General features: G+C 68.8%; 14 protein-coding genes. 6 read left to right on the top strand and 8 right to left on the bottom strand.

Going from position 1 to position 16,295, the window contains the following annotated elements:
* Nucleotides 1–132: 132 nt before the first annotated feature.
* The 3 genes from DL990_RS21160 to DL990_RS21150 all read right to left on the bottom strand — a co-directional run bounded on the left by DL990_RS21160 (nucleotide 133) and on the right by DL990_RS21150 (nucleotide 3,481).
* The gene (locus tag DL990_RS21160) at nucleotides 133–1,695 is read right to left on the bottom strand and encodes a DUF4153 domain-containing protein (RefSeq protein WP_125785871.1); all 1,563 of its coding nucleotides are present in this window, start codon (nucleotides 1,693–1,695) and stop codon (nucleotides 133–135) included.
* 68 nt (nucleotides 1,696–1,763) lie between these two features.
* Nucleotides 1,764–2,801: a HAMP domain-containing sensor histidine kinase gene (locus tag DL990_RS21155; protein ID WP_125799689.1), complete on the bottom strand. Its 1,038-nt coding sequence runs from the start codon at nucleotides 2,799–2,801 to the stop codon at nucleotides 1,764–1,766.
* A complete protein-coding gene (locus DL990_RS21150; protein WP_255431387.1) occupies nucleotides 2,798–3,481 on the bottom strand; it encodes a response regulator transcription factor in 684 nt (227 codons plus the stop codon). The genes DL990_RS21155 and DL990_RS21150 overlap by 4 nt, the downstream gene beginning before the upstream one ends.
* 241 nt (nucleotides 3,482–3,722) lie before the next feature.
* On the opposite strand from DL990_RS21150, the gene DL990_RS21145 reads away from it, so the two are divergent.
* From DL990_RS21145 to DL990_RS21130, 4 genes are read left to right on the top strand one after another with little or no spacing between them, the layout of a single operon-like run.
* A complete protein-coding gene (locus DL990_RS21145) occupies nucleotides 3,723–5,294 on the top strand; it encodes an NCS1 family nucleobase:cation symporter-1 (RefSeq protein WP_125785873.1) in 1,572 nt (523 codons plus the stop codon).
* On the top strand, nucleotides 5,245–6,087 hold the full coding sequence (locus tag DL990_RS21140) for a nitrilase-related carbon-nitrogen hydrolase (protein ID WP_125785874.1): 843 nt from the start codon (nucleotides 5,245–5,247) through the stop codon (nucleotides 6,085–6,087). The genes DL990_RS21145 and DL990_RS21140 overlap by 50 nt, the downstream gene beginning before the upstream one ends.
* Nucleotides 6,087–7,472: a dihydropyrimidinase gene (gene hydA, locus DL990_RS21135; RefSeq protein WP_125785875.1), complete on the top strand. Its 1,386-nt coding sequence runs from the start codon at nucleotides 6,087–6,089 to the stop codon at nucleotides 7,470–7,472. The genes DL990_RS21140 and hydA overlap by 1 nt, the downstream gene beginning before the upstream one ends.
* Before the next feature lie 10 nt (nucleotides 7,473–7,482).
* Nucleotides 7,483–8,472: a TIGR03842 family LLM class F420-dependent oxidoreductase gene (locus tag DL990_RS21130; protein WP_125786042.1), complete on the top strand. Its 990-nt coding sequence runs from the start codon at nucleotides 7,483–7,485 to the stop codon at nucleotides 8,470–8,472.
* 66 nt (nucleotides 8,473–8,538) lie between these two features.
* Here DL990_RS21130 and DL990_RS21125 read toward each other — a convergent pair whose 3' ends face one another.
* Nucleotides 8,539–10,029 carry an FAD-dependent monooxygenase gene (locus DL990_RS21125; RefSeq protein WP_125799688.1) on the bottom strand — a complete coding sequence of 497 codons (1,491 nt, stop codon included), beginning with the start codon at nucleotides 10,027–10,029 and terminating at the stop codon, nucleotides 8,539–8,541.
* A 174-nt stretch (nucleotides 10,030–10,203) separates the two neighbouring features.
* On the opposite strand from DL990_RS21125, the gene DL990_RS21120 reads away from it, so the two are divergent.
* Complete coding sequence (locus tag DL990_RS21120) at nucleotides 10,204–11,667, top strand: alpha/beta hydrolase (RefSeq protein ID WP_233620530.1); 1,464 nt, start codon at nucleotides 10,204–10,206, stop codon at nucleotides 11,665–11,667.
* Here the strand turns inward: DL990_RS21120 and DL990_RS21115 are convergent.
* The 4 genes from DL990_RS21115 to DL990_RS21100 form a co-directional block, all read right to left on the bottom strand.
* A complete protein-coding gene (locus DL990_RS21115; RefSeq protein WP_125799687.1) occupies nucleotides 11,643–12,872 on the bottom strand; it encodes a styrene monooxygenase/indole monooxygenase family protein in 1,230 nt (409 codons plus the stop codon). The two genes, DL990_RS21120 and DL990_RS21115, sit on opposite strands and share 25 nt — an antisense overlap.
* Nucleotides 12,873–12,881: 9 nt before the next feature.
* Complete coding sequence (locus tag DL990_RS21110; protein WP_125785878.1) at nucleotides 12,882–14,117, bottom strand: serine hydrolase; 1,236 nt, start codon at nucleotides 14,115–14,117, stop codon at nucleotides 12,882–12,884.
* Between the two features lie 10 nt (nucleotides 14,118–14,127).
* Complete coding sequence (locus tag DL990_RS21105; RefSeq protein WP_199746521.1) at nucleotides 14,128–14,928, bottom strand: siderophore-interacting protein; 801 nt, start codon at nucleotides 14,926–14,928, stop codon at nucleotides 14,128–14,130.
* Nucleotides 14,929–15,049: 121 nt separating this feature from the next.
* The gene (locus DL990_RS21100) at nucleotides 15,050–15,463 is read right to left on the bottom strand and encodes an SgcJ/EcaC family oxidoreductase (protein ID WP_125799686.1); all 414 of its coding nucleotides are present in this window, start codon (nucleotides 15,461–15,463) and stop codon (nucleotides 15,050–15,052) included.
* A 111-nt stretch (nucleotides 15,464–15,574) separates the two neighbouring features.
* Here DL990_RS21100 and DL990_RS21095 point away from each other — a divergent pair, with 111 nt between their 5' ends.
* A complete protein-coding gene (locus tag DL990_RS21095) occupies nucleotides 15,575–16,249 on the top strand; it encodes a TetR/AcrR family transcriptional regulator (RefSeq protein WP_125785880.1) in 675 nt (224 codons plus the stop codon).
* Nucleotides 16,250–16,295: the final 46 nt, after the last annotated feature.

The following is a 16,295-nucleotide window of genomic DNA, read 5'->3' as shown; positions in this document are numbered from 1 at the left end:
TTCTGTCCGATGAGGCCGTCGTGGCATCCCGGTGACCACCGGGCCTCCCCCTCGGTGGCCCGGCGGCGCCGTTCACCGCGGCCTTGATCGCCCTCACCCCCACGAGGGCGATCAAGGCCGTGGTGTCACGGCTCAAGAACGGGGCAGGTACCGGCACCCGATCCCGTCCTTCGCGGCAACGGGGGTCTGACGCGCGAGGGACCTGCTCAGGTTCCATTCTCGCCAATCATCTTCCGGGATTCCCGTCACGACCCGGCCGAGCACGCACGACCGGAGCGGCTCCGGGAGCCGGTCGGCCGACGGCACGACATCAGCGGAAAACCGGGACAGATAACCGGTATCGAGTGTTTTACCGTGGGCGAGCCGGTCGATGTTGCGGTCGGCGATGAACCTTTCCGGATCGAGGACGGCCAGCCCCAGCAGCGCCGCGACAGCGGCTCCGATGGCCGCGCGCGGCAGCCAGGCCGACCGCAGCGGGATCAGGGAAACCAGCACCAGCAGGAAGATCAGGCCGATCCAGAGTTCGCAGACCTCGACCAGCAGCCGCAGCACGGTGAACCCGTACGCCTGCTGATATGTCCACATGCGACTCAACGCCGACGCGACCAGCACCAGGCTGAGCACGCTCAGCGCGCCGAGGAGTCCCCGCTGCCAGGCACGATCGGCCGCCGAGGACTTCGGCGCCCAGCGCAACGCGGCGGCGACCAGCACCAGGGTCAGCACGGTGATGGCGGACAGCTGCCAGAACCCGCTCCTGGCGTATTCGGCCGCCGTCAGGCCGCTCGTGGCCAGGAGGTATTCGGTGCCGCCGAACAACACGACCAGGCGGACCACGACGAAACTCGTGAACAGCAGCACCAGCACACCCAGCGGCAACGTCCATTCGAGCCGGTGCGCGAGCCGTTTGCGGGGCGCTTCGTCGTCGGCGGGCAGCGGTGGCGCCGCCAGCAGGTAGCACGCACCGGTGACAGCGAACGCCGCCACGACGAAGAGGAAACCCCAGCGCACGAAGGTTCCCGGGTTCAGCTCGGGGATCACCGCGTCGACGACGTTCGCGAACGCGGCATCCGCGCCACGCAGCAACGGCACGAACACCAGCAGCAGCAAGGCGCTGGTCAGCACCGGCACCAGGAACCTCGGCCTCGTGCGGCCCTCCTGTTTCGTGCCGAGCTTCGCCAGCCCGCGCCCGATCCACGGGATCGAAAGCAGCGCTTCGATCGGGACCGCGAAGACGTCATAGATGATCGTGTTCACCGTGCGTTTCCCGACCACCGCGAGGGATCCGGCGACGAACGCGGCCAGCACGCACAGCACGTTCAGCCACACCGACGCGCGGAACATGCCGACCGCGAGCAGCCCCAGCGCGGCCGCCGCCCACAGCGCGTTGACCAGGCGGAAATGCGGTTCGGCGTCGCCACGGGCGCGTTTGTCGGCGAAGTAGACGGCCACCGCGAAGGCGAGCCCCGCCACGAACCAGCCGGCTCCGGGGTCGTCCGGCATGGCGACGGCGGTGACCAGTCCGGCCGCGACCGCCGCGGGCAGGACCGAACCGGGTAGCGGGACGATCGTCGATTTCGGCGGCACCCGGGGCCGCATCAGTACCGGCAGGGCCGGCACAGGCGGGGCGGGCGGAAGGGTGGTCGTCGCCCACGGGGGCGACGCGTGCGCCTGCCGGTCTTCTGATTCGTCGCTCATCGAATCCTCCAGTTTGCGAAAGCACATACAACAGAGTGTGTGGAGCCGCCGAAGAAAGCGGCGAAGAACTACGGAACGGGGATCACGACGCGGATGACGCAGCCCGGCCGCTGCTCCGGGGTGACGACGGCGATGCTGCCGTCGTGGAGGTCGACCACCCATCGCGCGATCGCGAGACCGAGGCCGGTGCCCCCGCCGCCTGCCCGCTCGCCGCGGGTGAACCGCTCGAACACGCTGTCCCGCTCCCCCGGCGGGATCCCGGGGCCTTCGTCTTCGACCTCGATGACGACGTCGGCCTCACGGACCTCCGCCCGCACCCGGACCTCGCCCCCGGCCGGCCCGTGCCGGACGGCGTTGTCGAGCAGGTTGACCACGACCTGGTAGAGCCTGCCGCGGTCGGCGACGGCCGTCGCTCCGGGCGGCTGGACGTCGACGGCGAACCGCACGCCACGGCCGGTCGCGGCGGCGGTGATCCCCGCTTCGGCGGCGACCTCCTCCAGCAGCAGTTCGAGGTCGAATTCCTCCAGCTGCAACGGGAAAGCGCCCGCGTCGATCCGCGAGAGGTCGAGCAGTTCCGAGACGAGCCTGCCGAGCCGTTCGGTCTGCTGCAGCGCGGTCTTCAACGTCGCCGGATCGGGTTTGGCGACACCGTCGACCAGGTTCTCCAGCACGCCGTTCAGCGCGGTGATCGGCGTGCGGAGTTCGTGGGAGACGTTCGCGATCAGCTCGCGCCGGCGCTGATCCGAGGCATCGAGGTCGGCGGCCATCTGGTTGAAGGCGTGCGACAGCTCCCCGACCTCGTCACGGGCGGTCGCGCGGACCCGCCGGGTGTAGTCGCCCTTGGCCATCGCTCGGGCGGCGGCGGTCATCTCACGCAGCGGCCTGGTCATCCCGTGCGCCAGGATCTGCGAGGTGACCACGGCGAGCACCATCGCGGCGATCGTGGTCCGCGGCGGCAGCCAGCCGATCTGCCAGTTGAAGAAGGCGAACGCGATACCGCCCGAGGACACCAGCAGGATCGCGAGCTTGAGCTTGATGGACCGGACCGGGTCGAGCGGTCTCGGGAGCGCGTCGACGATCCGGCCGAGCAGGAGGCGGAGTTTCACGATCCCACCTCCAGCGCGTAACCGACGCCGTGCACGGTGCGGATGAGATCCGCGCCCAGTTTGCGGCGCAGCGCCTTGATGTGACTGTCGACGGCGCGGGTGCCCGAACCGGTGCCCGCGACGTCCCAGTCCCAGACCTCGCTCAGCAGGCGTTCCCTCGGCTGCACCGCCCTCGGGCGTTTCGCGAAGTGGACGAGGAGGTCGAACTCGATCGGCGTCAGCTGGGCCTGGTTGCCCGCCCGCGTGACCCGCCGCTGCTCGACGTCGATTTCGAGGTCGCCGAGCACGATCTTCGTACCGGCTTCGCTCACGTCGGTCCGGGCCGACCGTTCGACGCGGCGTAGCAGCGCGTGCACCCTCGCCGAGAGCACCCGCATGGAGAACGGCTTGGTGAGATAGTCGTCCGCGCCGACGCCAAGCCCGATCAGCATGTCCGTCTCATCCGAACGGGCGGTCAGCATCAGCACCGGGACCGGGCGGCGGGCCTGGATCCGGCGGCAGACCTCGAGCCCGTCGAACCCCGGCAGCATCACGTCGAGCACCACCAGATCCGGCTCCCGCTCGGCGTCGGTCTCGACGCCGGAAGGGCCGTCGTGCGCCAGGTCCACGGTGAATCCCTCGGCCCGCAGCCGCGCGGCGATGCTCTCGGCGATCGTCACGTCGTCCTCGACGACCAGCACCCGGCGTCCTCCCAGTTCCATGGGGATGACTGTAAGCACCGGCCGTGGAGACCATCCGGGTGAGCTGTGGAGATCCTGTGGAGATGTTTCGGCCGGTTTGCCGGCTCACTACGACCGTGTGTGTGACGTAGGTCATGCACCAGGAGCCTTCGAACGCAATCGACAGTCTGCGCTCCGACACCCTCAACAGTGAACAGTCTGCCAGTCCCACCCGCGCGGCGCGGGCGAGCACGATTCCGCAATGGAGCCGACGGCACGCGGAACGCAGCACGTGCATCCTGATGGCCGGGTCGAACTCGGCGAGGTCGAGTCCTTGAAGGACAGCCGCTTCTACAACGAAGAACTCGCCCCGGTCCCGGTCGAAAAGCGGACCTGGACCACTTACACCTACTTCGCGCTGTGGATGGGCATGGCGCACAACATCCCGTCCTACGCGCTCGCCGCGTCGCTGATCGCGCTCGGGATGAACTGGGTGCAGGCGCTGCTCACGATCACCATCGGCAACCTGATCGTGCTGATCCCGATGCTGCTCAACAGCCACGCCGGGACGAAGTACGGCATCCCGTTCCCGGTGTTCGCCCGCGCCTTCTTCGGCATGCGCGGCGCGAACCTGGCGGCGTTGCTGCGGGCGTTCATCGCGTGCGGCTGGTTCGGCATCCAGACCTGGGTCGGCGGCGAGGCGATCTACATCATCGTCGGGCGCCTCGCGGGCTCCGGATGGAAGGACTCCACCGTCGTCCTCGGCCAGCACTGGACGCTGTGGCTTTCGTTCGGGGTGTTCTGGCTGGTGCAGATGCTCATCATCTGGCGCGGCATGGAGGCGGTCCGCAAGTTCGAGAACTGGACGGCGCCGCTGGTGTCGGTCGGCTTCCTGATCCTGCTGGGCTACGTGCTGGTCAAGGCGGGCGGCTTCGGCCCGATCCTGGCCGAGCCGGGGAAACTCGGCTGGGGACCGGACTTCTGGAAGGTGTTCGCCCCGGCGCTGATGGCGATGATCGCGTTCTGGTCGACGCTTTCGCTGAACATGCCGGACTTCACCCGGTTCGGCGGCAGCCAGGGCAAACAGGTCCGCGGCCAGCTCCTCGGCCTGCCGACCACGATGACGTTCATCGCGATCGTGGCCATCCTGACCACCTCGGGCGGCAGTGTCCTCTACGGCGAGCAGATCTGGGACCCGGCGAAACTGGCCGACCGGTTCGACTCGCCGGTCGTCGTGGTGGTCGCGCTGATCGCGCTGGTGCTGGCCACGGTGTCGGCGAACCTCGCGGCCAACGTGGTCAGCCCGTCCTACGACTTCTCCAACGCGTTCCCGAAGAAGATCACGTTCGCCGTCGGCGGGCTGATCACCGGGATCATCGGCATCCTCATCCAGCCGTGGCGGCTCTACTCCGATCCGAACATCTACATCTTCGCGTGGCTCGGTTTCTACGGCGGTCTGCTCGGCGCGGTCGCCGGAGTGCTCGTCGCCGGCTACTGGGTGGTCAACCGCACTCACCTCAACCTGCGGGATCTCTACACCGAACGCGGCGTCTACTGGTTCAACGGCGGCTGGAACTGGCGCGCGCTGGCCGCGACGCTGGTCGGCGCCGTGCTCTCGGTCGGCGGCGCGTACGGCGGGCCGTTCCCCGAAGACGGCCTGATCCCGCTCCTGAAACCGCTCTACGACTACAACTGGGTCGTCGGCCTGGCGGGCGCCTTCGTCGTCTACCTGCTGCTGTCCCTGTCCGAACGCAAGCGCACCACCGATATCGAGGAGGACGCAAGTGAGCGACCTGGTCCGAGCCGGATTGATCCAGCAGCGGTGGACGGGTGACAAGGAGTCGATGATCGCCAACGCGGTCGAAGCCATCGGCAAGGCCGCTTCGCAGGGAGCGCAGGTCGTCTGCCTGCAGGAGTTGTTCTACGGTCCGTATTTCTGCCAGGTGCAGGACACCGACTACTACTCCTACACCGAAGGCATCCCCGACGGGCCGACGACCAAGCTCATGCAGGAGGTCGCCGAACGCCACGGTGTCGTGCTGGTCGTCCCGATGTACGAGGTCGAGCAGCCCGGCGTGTACTACAACACCGCCGCGGTGATCGACGCCGACGGCACCTACCTCGGCAAACACCGCAAGAACCACATCCCGCAGGTGAAGGGGTTCTGGGAGAAGTTCTACTTCCGGCCCGGGAACCTCGGCTACCCGGTGTTCGACACCGCCGTCGGCCGCATCGGCGTCTACATCTGTTACGAGCGGCATTTCCCGGAGGGCTGGCGCGCGCTGGGCCTGGCGGGCGCGAAGATCGTGTTCAACCCGTCTGCGACCAGCCGGGGCCTTTCGGAGTACCTGTGGCGGCTTGAGCAGCCCGCGGCCGCCGTCGCGAACGAGTACTTCGTCGGCACGATCAACCGCGTCGGCGTCGAACCACTGGGCGACAACGACTTCTACGGTCAATCGTACTTCGCGGACCCTCGCGGTCAGCTGATCGGCGAGGCCGCTTCCGACACCGAAGAGGAGATCGTCATCCGCGACCTCGACATGGGCCGGCTCGCCGAAGTCCGTGACCTGTGGGCGTTCTATCGAGACCGCCGCCCCGACAGCTACGGACCCCTCGCGGAGGCGTGATGACCACCCTCATCAGCGGCGGGCAGGTGCTGTCCACGGCGGGCGCTTCGGCGGCGGACGTCCTCGTCGACGGCGAGACGATCTCGGCCGTCGGCGCCCCCGGCACGCTCGGGCCCGCCGACTCGGTGATCGACGCCACCGGGAAGTACGTGCTGCCCGGCGGGATCGACGCGCACACCCATATGGAGATGCCGTTCGGCGGGACGCATTCCGTCGACACCTTCGGCACCGGGACGACGGCGGCGGCGTGGGGCGGCACGACGACGATCATCGACTTCGCCGTCCAGGCCAAGGGCACCTCACTGCTGTCCACTATGGACAAGTGGCATGAGAAGGCCGACGGCAACTGCGCCATCGACTACGGCTTCCACATGATCGTCTCCGACGTCAACGATTCGTCGTTGAAGGAGATGCAGGCCTGTGTCGACGGCGGCGTCGGCAGTTTCAAGATGTTCATGGCCTATCCGGGGGTGTTCTACTCCACGGACGGCGAGATCCTGCTGGCCATGCAGAAGGCGCGCGAGATCGGCGCGACGATCATGATGCACGCGGAGAACGGCATCGCGATCGACCAGCTGGCCGCTCAGGCGTTCGCCGCCGGGAAGATCGATCCGGTGCAACACGGGCTCACCCGCCCGCCGGAGCTGGAGGGCGAGGCGACCTCGCGCGCGATCCAGCTGGCCAAGGTCACCGGGGCACCGCTGTACATCGTGCACCTCTCGGCTTCTCAGGCGCTGGCCGCGGTCGCGGAGGCGCGCGACAACGGGCAGAACGTCTTCGCGGAGACGTGTCCTCAATATCTCTACCTGTCTATTGAGGACTTGGCCAAACCGGATTTCGAGGGTTCGAAGTACGTCGCCTCTCCCCCGCTGCGGGAGAAGTCGCATCAGGCGGACCTGTGGAGAGGGCTGCGCACCAACGACCTCTCGGTGGTGTCCACCGATCACTGTCCGTTCTGTTTCAAGGACCAGAAGGAGCTCGGTCGCGGCGACTTCCGCGCGATCCCCAACGGGATCCCCGGCGTCGAGCACCGGATGGACCTGCTGCACCAGGGTGTCGTGGCGGGCGAGCTCACCCTCGGCCGCTGGGTCGAGACCTGCTCCACCACCCCGGCGCGGATGTTCGGGCTGTACCCGCGCAAGGGCGTCATCGCGGCGGGATCGGACGCGGACATCGTCGTCTACGACCCGGCGGCGAAGCAGACCCTGTCGGTCGAGACGCACCACATGAACGTGGACTACTCGGCCTACGAAGGGCTGGAGATCACCGGCAAGGTCGAGACAGTGCTGTCGCGCGGCCGCGTGGTCGTGTCGCCTTCCGGCTTCTCGGGCAGTACGACGCACGGGAAATTCCTCTCGCGCGACCTGAACCAGTACCTGAACTGAGGCGGTGGCCGTGGACTTCGGGATCGTGCTCCAGACCGACCCGCCCGCACGCGACCTCGTGCGGCTGATGAAGGCCGCCGAGGACCAGGGTTTCCGCTACGGCTGGACGTTCGACTCATGCGTGCTGTGGCAGGAACCGTTCGTCATCTACTCGCAGATCCTCGCCGCGACGTCGTCGATGATCGTGGGCCCGATGGTGACCAGTCCGGCCACCCGGGACTGGTCGGTGATGGCGTCGACCTTCGCCACGCTCAACGACATGTACGGCAACCGGACGGTCTGCGGGATCGGCCGCGGCGACTCGGCACACCGGGTGGTCGGCCTGCCGCCGTCCACTTTGGCCACGGTGCGCGACTGCATGCACGTGGTCAAGGAACTGGCCGAGGGACGCGAAGTCCTGTTGCGGGACAAGCCGGTGCAGATCCCGTGGATCCGCAACGGCAGGCTCGAAATGTGGATGGCCGGTTACGGGCCGAAGGCGCTGAAGACGGTCGGCGAACACGCCGACGGCTTCATCCTCCAGTGCGCCGATCCCGCGATCGCCCGGTGGACCATCGGTTCGGTCCGTGAGGCCGCCCGCGCGGCCGGACGGGATCCGGCCGGGATCACGATCTGCCTCGCGGCCCCGGCGTACGTCGGCGACGATCTGGCGCATCAGCGGGAACAGTTGCGCTGGTTCGGCGGGATGGTCGGCAACCACGTCGCGGATCTCGTGGCGCGGTACGGCGATTCCGGGCCGGTGCCGCACGAACTGACCGACTACATCCGCGAGCGGCAGGGTTACGACTACTCGCACCACGGACGGGCGGGCAATCCGTCGACCGACTTCGTCCCGGACGAGATCGTGGACCGGTTCTGCCTGCTCGGGCCGACTTCGGCGCATGTGGAACGCCTGGAGGAGCTGGCTTCGCTCGGAGTCGACCAGTTCGCGCTGTACCTCATGCACGACCAGCGCGAGGAAACCCTGAAGCGCTACGGCTCCGAGGTCATCAACCGCTGACTCCCGCAACTAGTCACCTACTTGCGCGCGAAACCGCCGCAAGTAGGTGACTAATTGCGTGGGGGGTCAGCCGAACCAGGCGGCAAGGGCCTCGCGCAGGCCGTCCGCGTCGGTGTCGCCGGCCCAGGCGACGTAGCCGTCCGGGCGGATCAGGAGGACGTCGGCGGGTCGGTTTTCGGCTTTCGCGGTGTAAACGTCGACGCGTCCCTGCGCGAGGTCGCGCAATTCGGGCCGTCCGGCGAGGTCGAGCAGCACCGGCCGCGCCGGTCGCAGCAGTTCGGCGACACTGGTCGTGCCCTGGTCGGTCTCCAGCGCGAGATCCGGGACGAACCTGCCGGCGAGCGCGTGCCCGGAGCCCGGCATCGGGTAGCACGTGTCGGTCCCGGCGACGTGGGAGGCCAGCCGTCGCGCGGCCTGCTCTTCGTCCAGCAGTTCCTCGAAGACCGCACGGAGCGCTTCAGCAGCTTCGTCGTGCCCGCGCCGCAACGCGACCTGCGCCTGGGACTGCAGGAGCGCACGCGCACCGGCGGCGTGCCGTTCCGCGTGATAGGTGTCCAGCAGTCCTTGCGGCGCCCGGCCCTGGATCTCCGCGGCCAGCTTCCACGCCAGGTTGACCGAATCGGACATGCCGACGTTGATCGCCGTGCCGGTGGACGGCAGCAGGTGGGCCGCGTCACCCGCCAGCAGGATCCGCCCCTTGCGGTAGCGCTCCGCCTGGCGGGCGGAGAACTGGTAGCGCGAGAGGCGGACCGGGTCACCCAGCGGAACGTCGCCGCCGAGCACACGGCGGATGCTGTCCCCGAGTTCGGCCAGGGTCATCGGCACGTCGTCGTCGACCTCGCCCGCGTCGTCCTCGGTGGTCTGGATGAACAGGATTCCCGGCGTGAGCGAGCCGAGCGCGAACACCCCGGCGTCGGTGCGGGTGAAGCCCGCCTCGATCCGGCCCAGTTCAGGCGTCTCGATGTCGCCGTTGTCGTGGACGGTCAGTCCGTCGGGGATCTTGACCTGCCCGATCCGGTTGACCTCGGGATAAGTGGTGCCGGGGAAACCGATCCCGGCCATCGAACGGACGGGACTGCGTCCGCCGTCGCAGCCCACGAGAAACAGGGCGGTGACCTCGTACGACCCGTCCGGGCCACGCACCTCGGCTGTCACCGACTCGTCGTCCTGGCGCACCCCGGCGACCTCGTGCCCGCGACGCACCTCGGCACCGAGCTCGATGGCGTGCTCCTCCAACAGCCCTTCCAGCAGCGGCTGGCGCACCGACAGCGCCTTCAGCGGGGGCTCCTCGAACCGGGTGAGGTCGACGTGCACCCCACCGAACGGGAACCGATCGGCCGGGACGGGGTCGGTCACGAGTCCCCGCACCCGGTCCAGCAGGCCGCGATAGTGCAGCAGGTCCAGGATCTGCCCGCTGAGGCCGTGGGCCTTCGGAGTCTTCCCCTGTTCCGGCCGCCGTTCCAGGACCAGCGGGCGCGCACCGGCCAGCCGCAGTTCGGCGGCCAGCATCAGACCGGTCGGGCCGGCCCCCACGATGATCACGTCGACGTCCGTCAAATCTTCACTCCTGTTCGGCCTGTTCTAGCTACGGCCGAGGATTCTGCGGCACCACCGGGGTCTTGCCGCAAGCCCCCCGGTGCGCTATATGTTGAACATGGAGGGGCGTACCCCACCATTTTTCCGGGTACGAGCACCAGGGATCGCGCGCCCGCGAGGCGAGACGCTGGCCTGGTGACCAGATTCCGCATCGCCGCCGCGCTCGCCCTCTCCGCACTCGCCGCCCTCACGATCACGCCCGCGGTTTCGGCCGCGCCGCGAGGCCTCGCTTGGGGTCCCTGCCCGTCCGGCTCACCGCCGGGCTACGACTGTGCCGAGATCGAGGTCCCGCTGTCGTATCAGGACCCGGGCGGTCCCCGGATCACCATCGCGCTCGGCCGCCTCCCGGCGACGGACCAGAAGCACAAACGCGGCACCCTTTTCACCAACCCCGGCGGCCCCGGGAACCACGGCCGCTTCAGCAGGTTCCAGACTCCGTCCTTGCACCGGCAGTTCGACATCGTCGGCTTCGACCCCCGCGGCGTCGGCGCCAGCACCCCGGTCCGGTGCTTCACGAGCGACGCCGAAACCGAGCCGCTCAAACGAATCCTGGGGAACTTCCCGATCACCGCCGAGCAGGAGGCCCGGCATTTCGCCGACGTCAGGGAGGTCACCGCGTCCTGTGGCCGCAACGCCGGGCCGCTGCTCGGCCACCTGTCGACCGCGAACGTCGCCAGGGACCTCGACAGGATGCGCGAAGCCGTCGGTGAGCGCCGTCTGCGCTATTACGGGCTTTCCTACGGCACCTATGTCGGCGAGGTGTACGCCAACCTGTTCCCGCATCGCGTCGGCGCCTTGGCGCTGGACGCCGTCAACGATCCGATCGCCTGGTCCACCGGGCACCGCCCGGAGGACGCGAACGTCCCGTTCAGCATCAGGCTCGGCGGGTTCCGGGACGCGGACCGCGCGCTCCAGGCGTTCCTCGACGCGTGCGCGGCCGACACCCGGTGCGCGTTCCGTGAGCCGGGGACGGATTTGCGGGCCAAGTACGACGCGCTCCTCGACCGGCTGGAAGCCTCGCCGGGACCGGTGACCTATCAGGAGGTCATCCGGCGTACCCACCACGCGCTGACCGACGAGGCCCACTCGCCCGCGCTGGCGGAATTCCTTCAGTCCGTGGCGAAACCCGTCGCGGCGAAGGCCATCGCGACACCTTTCGATTCCGCGATGGGTGGTGGCGGGACGATCTGCGCGGACACCACGAACCCGCGTGATCCGGCCGCTTGGCCCCGCGCCGCCCGCGCCGCAGACCGGGAAAGCCGCGGTTTCGGTTCCTACGACGCGTATCTCTCCCTGCCGTGCGCCTTCTGGCCCGCCTCCGACCCGGCGCGGTACACGGGACCGTGGAACCGGCCGACCGCGCCGATCCTGTTGCTGGCCAACGGCAAGGGCGACCCGGAAACCCCGTACGCCGGGGCGCGGCGGGCCGAACGCATCCTCGGCAACGCGCGGCTCCTGACGCTGGACGCATGGGGGCACGGCGCGTTGAACCGCAGCGCCTGTGTCGACGCGGCTCTCGACGCCTATCTGTCCCACGGACGCCTTCCGGCGCGCGGCACCGTCTGCGCCCCGGATCACGCGCCTTTCGACGCCAGGTAAGCCCGTGCGGTGTCCGCGTCGGTGAGCCAACCGGCGTAGTCGACGGGGTCGGAAAAGATGTTCGCGAACCGGCGCGCCACCTCGGGCGCCGTCTGCGCGGCTTCCAGCGTGGCCAGCACGTGATCCGGCGGCGGAGCGAGCAGATCGTTGCTCAGCCGGGTCGCGTGCTGCGCCTTTTCCCAGTATTCGGCGAAAGTGCCGCGCAGGAACGCTTCGTCGAACGGACGGTCACCGTGGTCGAGGATGCGCCGTTCGTAGACCGCGGCGGCGTGCGCCGCCATGTTCGCGCCCTGCCCGGCGACCGGATCGTTCGTCACCGCGGCGTCGCCCATCGCCAGGACCTTCGCCCCCGACGGCAAGGTCCCGACCGGATCGCGCACGATCGGCAGGACCCGGCCGCGCAGGACGTCCAGCGGCCCGCTGGGGAGGGCGTCGGTGAGCGACTCCTCGACCCACGGGAACTGCTTGCGCAGCAACGTCATCGCGAGGGCGAAGTGCTCGTCGAGGCCGGTGACGCCGTCCCAGACGTCCATCGGGCCGCCGGGTACACCGAAGAACCCGAGACCGAAGACGGGTCCGCGCACGGACTGGATCGGAAGTCCGAACAACTCACCGGCCGGGGAGAGCCCGAACGTCAGCCCCGGATACACCGGAAGCGGCTCGTCCCGGCCGGATACGAGGTACAGGATCCCGATGGTCCGCTGCGGTTCGCGGTGTGGGGAACGTGCGTCGTCACGCGGGAAGAGGGCGTCGAACCGCGGTCCCCGTCCGGCCGCGACCAGCACGAGATCGAACTCGCGGGCGTACTCGTCCAGCCCGTCCGGGGTCACCTTGCCGATCCGGATTTCGCCGCCGCGTTCGGCGAAGGCGGTCAGCCAGGCGGACACCTTGACCCGCTGGTCGACCGACTGCGCGGGATGGTCGAACCGGGCCTGCCACGAGACGGCGGGCTCCGGGGAGTCCCCGGCGAGCCCGAACGACGCGCCGAGGATCTCCGGGGCCTGTCCGTCCCAGAAGTTGATGCCCAGCGCGCGTTCGCGGGTCAGCGCGGGGTGGAACACGCACTGGTTCGAGATGAGCCTCCCCGCGTGGATCGTTTCGGCGTCGCGGTCGGTGACCACGGTGACGGCGTATCCGTGCCGTTGCAGGCCCAAGGCCAGTACCAGCCCGGCTTGTCCGGCCCCGACCACCACGATCCGGCGCATGGCTCCCCCTCAGTCGACCAAAGCCTGATACACCAGGTTCCTCAATTCGACGCGGATCGGATAGGTCGACGACGGCAGCAACTGGGTGAAGAACAAGACCGTGATGTCCTCGTCCGGATCGACCCAGAACGCGGTGCTCGCCGCGCCACCCCAGGCGAATTCCCCCGCGCTGGCGAGGGTCTTGGCCTTCACCGGGTCGTCGAGCACCGAAAAGCCCAGCCCGAAGCCGAAACCGTCGTACGGCGCTTCGGAGAACCCGGTCCGTCCGCAGGTCTCCAGGTCCACGCCGCCGGGCAGGTGATTGGTCGCCATGAGCCGCACCGTGCGCGGGCCGAGCAGCCGGACGCCGTCGAGTTCGCCACCGCACACCAGCATCTGGGCGAAACGGTGGAAGTCACCCGCCGTGGAGACCAGTCCTCCGCCGCCCGAAAAGCACGAGGGCGCGACGCGGCCGACGTTGCCCAGCTCGTCGTGACGGAACGGCTCCTTGGTGACCGGATGCGGCACGTAGAGCGCGGCCAGCCGGTCGAGATCACCGTCGGCGGCTTGAAATCCGGTCTCGTGCATGCCGAGCGGGGTGAAGATCCGCTCGGCGAAGAAGGCGTCGAGTGACTGACCGGAGACGACCTCGATGAGCCTGCCGAGGATGTCCGTGGCGACCGAATAGTTCCATTCCGAGCCCGGCTGGAACAGCAACGGCAGCCGCGCGATCGCCTCGGAAACACCCGCCAGGTCGAGCCCGGGCGCGGTGCCGAGGTCGAACCCCGCCTCACGGTAGAGCGCGTCGACCGGATGCGTGCGGTGGAATCCGTAGGTCAGCCCCGCGGTGTGGGTGAGCAGATGCCAGAGGCGGATCGGTTCGGCCGCGGGCACGGTCGCCTGCTTCACCGACGAGCCCGCGGCGAACACCCGCGGTTCCGAGAACTCCGGCAGCCAGCGCGAAATCGGGTCCTTGAGGTCGATGAGCCCCGCTTCGACGAGCATCATCGCGGCGACGGAAGTGACCGGCTTCGTCATCGAGTAGACGCGCCAGATCGTGTCGGTCTCGACCGGCAGCCCGGCCTCGATGTCACGCTGCCCGTTCGACGCGAGATGCGCGACCTTCCCGTTCCTGGTCACCACGGCCAGATACCCGGGAATCCGATTGCGCTCCAGGTACCCGTCGAAGTGCTTGTCGATCCGGCGCAGCCGCTCCGCGTCGAAACCCACCTCGGCCGGGTCGACGTCCACCTTCAGCTCGATCATGCGACCGAGGCTACGCGTTCCGTTCGGCCCGTTTCTCCAGTCGCCACGCCTCGTCGGTCTTCCCGATCCGCCAGTATCCGGAGATGGACAGCAGGTCGCGCCGCACGCCCCGGTCGTCCAGCAGATGACGCCGCAGGTCCCGGACGAACCCGGCCTCGCCGTGGACGAACGCCTGCACGACACCTTCACGCCAGTCGAGCGCACGGACGGCGGCCGCGAGATCGTCACCCCGGCTCCGGTGCAGCCAGGTGATCCGCGCGTCGCCCTTGGTGGTCAGCGACTGCTCTTCGGCCACGTCCTCCACGAGAATCACCGCGTGCACGGGCACACCCTCAGGCATCGCCTCGAGCGAAGCGGCGATCGCCGGCAGGGCGCTCTCGTCTCCGGCGAGCAGATGCCAGTCGGCCTCCTCGCCCGGCGCGTACGCCCCACCGGGTCCGGAAACGAGCAGCTCGTCGCCCGGTTTCGCGGCGGCGGCCCACGGCCCGGCGACGCCCTCGTCACCATGGTGGACGAAGTCGAGCACCAGTTCACCGAGGTTCGGGTCGAACGCCCGGACGGTGTAGGAGCGCATCCGCGGCCACTGCTCGCGCGGCAGTTCCTCGCGGACCCGCGCCAGGTCGATCGGTTCGGGATAGGTGACGCCGGGCACCGGGAAGTGCACCTTGACGTAGGCGTCGGTGAATTCGTTGGGCCTGAACGAGGCGATCTCTTCGCCCCCCACGACGATCCGGACCATATGCGGGGTGATCCGTTCGGTGCGCAGCACCCGCAACCGGGTCGCTGATACCGCTCTCCTCGCCTCGGCCATGCACACTTCCTCTCCTGGGTTAGGTGAACCTAACCGAGCGTACGCCTCTCGCCGCCGGCCGGGCCAGGTCTCCCAGCGTCCGATCGAAGCCCTCCCGGACCCGCTCGGCGAACTCGACGCTTCACGAAGCCTTCGCGGCCGGATCGGTCACCCGGGTGTTCTGGAACGACGCGACGCGCCAGCCGTCGGGCTCCTCCACGAGCACGTACGTCAGCGTCGATTCCCGGCCCGGCTCCGGCTTGCCGCCCGACAGCGACGACCCGCCACCGGCCACGACGATCGCGACGTCCGGCCGGACGAACCGGACCTTCGGCTCGCCACCGCCCGCCTCCAGCTTCGATCCCTTGAGCGGCCCTTGGAACAGGGCCCGGTGCGCGCTTTCGATGACCGCGCGGCCCGGCATGTTCATCCCGAAGAAGGTCACGTAGTCGGCGTCTTCGGTGAAGAGCGACGCGTACGCGGCCGCGTCGCCGTCGTTCCACGCGTCGGCAAGCCTGCTCAGCACGGCCAGGACTTCGGCCTGTCGTTCGGTCATGACTTCCTCCAGTTAGACGAACGGCGTTCGTTTGACGAACACCGTTCTACAGGCGAACGCCGTTCGCGTCAAGTAGAGTGCCCCGGGAACCCGGACCAGGAGGCGAACGAAGTGAGCAGGCCCCGGCGTCGCGCCGAGAAACCCGTGCTGTCCCAGGAGCTCGTGGTGAAGACGGCACTCGACCTTCTCGCCGCCGAAGGGCTGGAGGCGGTGAGCATGCGACGCGTCGCACAGGCTCTGGAGACCGGCCCGGCGTCGCTCTACGCCCACGTCGCGAACAAGGAAGAGCTCCACGAGCTGATGGTCGACCACGTCCTCGCCTTCGGCCCATTCCCCGAGCCCGACCCGAAACGGTGGGTCGAGCAGGCGAAGGAGCTGCTGCGCGAGAACGTGCGCGCCCTGACGTCGTTCCCCGGGATCGCCAAGATCGCGTGGGCCATCCCCGTACCCGTCGGCGCGAACGCCTTGCAGCAGGCCGAAGCCATGCTCGCGGTGCTGCGCGCGGGCGGCCTCGACCTCAAACGGGCACTGTTCGCCGCCGACGCGTTATGGCTCTACGCCAAGGCTTTCGCCTACGAAGGCGCCGGCTGGCAGCACGGCGACATCGACCTGGCCGAGCAGGAGGAACGCGGCAAGCGGATGGTCGAGTACATGACGTCGTTCCCGCCCGGCGCCTTCCCGAACCTGCTGGCTTCGGGCGAGTACTTCACCGCCGAGACCGCGCAGGAACGGTTCGAGTTCGCCATCGATCTGTTCCTGCGCGGGTTGGCCTCCACCGCCTCGTGAGTGCCTCCGGGTACGCGCGTGTCCGGCCGGAGGTGTCGCGAAGGGA

Source organism: Amycolatopsis sp. WAC 01416 (genome assembly GCF_003947485.1).
Lineage (GTDB): Bacteria > Actinomycetota > Actinomycetes > Mycobacteriales > Pseudonocardiaceae > Amycolatopsis.
Note: the sequence above shows the minus strand (reverse complement) of the source record. Positions and strands in the feature narration are given on the sequence as shown.